General features: G+C 58.5%; 2 protein-coding genes. One reads left to right on the forward strand and one right to left on the reverse strand.

The features are described 5' to 3' along the window. Positions 1-230 precede the first annotated feature (230 nt). A protein-coding gene (locus MKD38_RS30335; protein ID WP_240074694.1) for an IS3 family transposase occupies positions 231-1,672 on the reverse strand; the annotation gives its coding sequence in 2 pieces (ribosomal slippage) (positions 231-1,210 and positions 1,210-1,672; 1,443 coding nt in all). Between the two features lie 209 nt (positions 1,673-1,881). Between MKD38_RS30335 and MKD38_RS30340 the strand changes: the two genes are divergently transcribed. After that, positions 1,882-2,894, forward strand: a 1,013-nt coding sequence (locus tag MKD38_RS30340) for a LysR family transcriptional regulator (protein ID WP_012354595.1), incomplete at its 3' end; no start/stop codon positions are given.

The raw sequence follows: 2,894 nt of genomic DNA on the forward strand, positions 1-2,894 counted from the left end.
CGGTCTCCAAGGTGCCTGATGCCACGGAGATAAAACCCTTCGAAAAGCAGTCCAGAAAATTCATGTTCGATTGTTTAACGCAAACCTGGCCAGAGCGAAGCAATCTCTTTGCGAGCTCTTGCCGCTTTCCCCGGCGTTGGCTTGTATTTGAACCTAAACGCATAACAATCCGCCGATTCAATGAGCGGCCCCGCATGCACGGCGATTGTCAACGTAGTTGTCACGTCACCTTACGCAACCTGCTTTAGTTCTGCTAGCTCCATCTGCTCCGGATTGAGCCAGACTTCGTCGGCCAAACTCCAGTTCCGCGTCGGCCCTGACCAACGCGCAGGCGTTCTGGCCTTAGCCTCAGCATAGACCGCTTCACGGTGCGCCAGCACCACCGGGGCGAGGCGACTGTGGCGCTGCGCCGGCGTGACGAATTTCAGTGCACTAGGCTTGTGCTCATGGTTGTACCAACGCACGAATCGCTGCGTCCATGCGCGTGCCTCGTCCACGCTGTCGAACGCCTGGTGCGGGTAGTCCGGCCGGTATTTGCAGGTCCGGAACAGCGACCCCGCGTAGGGGTTGTCATTGCTCACGCGCGGCCGGCTGAACGAAGCGACCACCCCCAGGTTTTCCAGGGTGGCCAGCATCGTCGCGCCCTTCATTGGACTGCCGTTATCCGAGTGCAGAACCAGAGGACGTCCAGCCAGACCTTCGGCCAAACTGGCTCGCCGCATGAGCAGCGCCGCCAGTTCCGCCGACTCCGCCCGATGCACTTCACCGGTGGCGCAATGGCTGGTCACCACCCGGGCCGAGGGCTTGCGCGCACGACCGCGGTGATGCTGCTGCGACGCGCTACGCAAGACACGATAAAAGCTCGACTCCGAGGCCACGTACTGGCCGCGGTCCGCCAGCGTCGGTACGATCTGGCTGGGCGGCAAACTGGCAAACTCCACGCTGTTGGCCACGGCAAGAATCTGCTGGCGTTCCGCCTCGCTTAGCTTGTTGGCTGGCGCTGGCCGCTCAGTGGTGGTGCGAGCATCTGCGACCACCTCGTCGCCTTCCCGAACCCAGCGCTGGAAGGTGCGCAAGCTCAGACCCAACTCGTCGCAAGCCTGCGCCAGCCGGCAGCCAGAGCGTTCTGCCTCACGAATCAACGATATACACAACCGGCGATCTGGGACGCTGATCAGTCGTCCTCTTTTTCTCCCCAGATCGCCTGGACTTTTTTTCTCAGGATCAACAACGCGGCCGCTTCCGCCAGCGCCTTCTCCTTGCGCTGTAATTCCTTTTCAAGCTGCTGGATACGCTTCTTGTCGCCTTTGGACTGGAGCAGTTGCTCTCGCGCCTGCTCACCGGCGTTGGCATTGGCCGAGCGACAGGCCTCGCGCCAAGCAGCGATCTGCTCCGCGTAAAGACCCTTGCGGCGGCAATACTCGGCCAATTCCGCCTCATTGAGCGGCGCGGTTTCCAGTACCACCGCAAACTTGTCTTCCGAGGACCAGACCTCGGGGTTCTTTCCATCTCCCGGCACCGGGACTCCTTGCGCTTTCATCTGTCGACGCCAAGCATACAGCGTCTGCTCCGTGATCCCCGTCTCCCTTGCCAGCGCTGACACCAACGCGTTCTCGGGAGGCATCATGCGGAGCAACAGCGCTTCCTTTCTCTCTGCTGAATAGGCTCTCATTCACTCTGACTCTACCGCCCCCAGACTGGGTCAATCGAAATCAGGTGACACGACAACAATTCTGACGCCGGGGGTGCACGAGGATCTTTCGACGTCTGCAAAGTTTTGATTCAGATCAATTCACGGGACCAGACTTATGTCTATCTTTCTTTTGGATACCCATCCCGTCCTTTAGACTCGCGTCACCATTGCATGGTGATATTGGTAGAATGTCCAATACTACGCTATCGGAAATTCGTCATGTTAACACGAAGCTATTGCAAGTCTTTGTTCTCGTTATGGAGTACCGTAACCTGGGGGCTGTCGCAGCATGCACCCAGCGCAGCGTGAGCACGGTGTCCTATAGTCTCGATCGCTTGGGCGAGATCACCGGTGACCCCTTGTTCTTCAAAGGAAACGGCATACTTGTGCCCACACCGCATGCGATACGTCTGGAAAAGATAGCGCGACAGATCCTGGCGATATGGGGAGATTTGGTTCGACGCCGAGAGGAGGTCACGACCAAGCGTCAGGAGGGTGGTAGGCGCGTAGCAATAGGCTTTTCGGCATCGATTGGCGATCCCCTCATCACTGAAATCTTGTTCGCCTTAGGCGAAGAGTTTCCGCAAGACACTTTTGTCACGCGGCCGGTGATTGCCGATGCGGTGCTTGCCAGTCTACTTGACGCCGGAGAATTAGACTGCGCCTTCGTCGTCGACAGCGGGCACCATCCCGAGCGTGTGCGCCAGCATAACATCGTGGCAACGCAGCGTCGGCTCGTCGGCGCCACGCGCAGAGTCAACGAGGATAAGAGCGAGAATGCCTGGATCCTATTGCAAGAAGACAGCGAACCCGGCAGCCCGTTACGTGCCTTCCTGAGCCGGCAGGCCGGTACGCCTGGCTACCGAGAGACGGTGGTGCCATCCTGGCATGCGCAGATAACGCTACTGCATTCAGCGGGTGGCATCTGCTCGCTGTTGGATTATAACATTCCATTGGTGACACGCGAGCCAGAAACGCAGCTTCTAGCACTCCCTTGTAGTTTCCCAAAATGGGCTGCCTTGAATTTCTGGGGGGCGGAACGCAGTTGCGATCAACGAGTGGTGAGCGACGTCATGGAGGTTGGTAGAGCTGTGCTGCGCGATCCGCTCAAGGCCATCGGCAGAAGTAACAACATGGCTCAACAGCAATTACTACGCAATATCTTACCGGAGGCAGGCGCCGTAGACACAAGTCCTTTCGG

Origin of the sequence: Cupriavidus sp. WGlv3, from assembly GCF_023952475.1 — a bacterium.
In the GTDB taxonomy this organism is placed as follows: Bacteria; Pseudomonadota; Gammaproteobacteria; order Burkholderiales; family Burkholderiaceae; genus Cupriavidus; species Cupriavidus phytorum.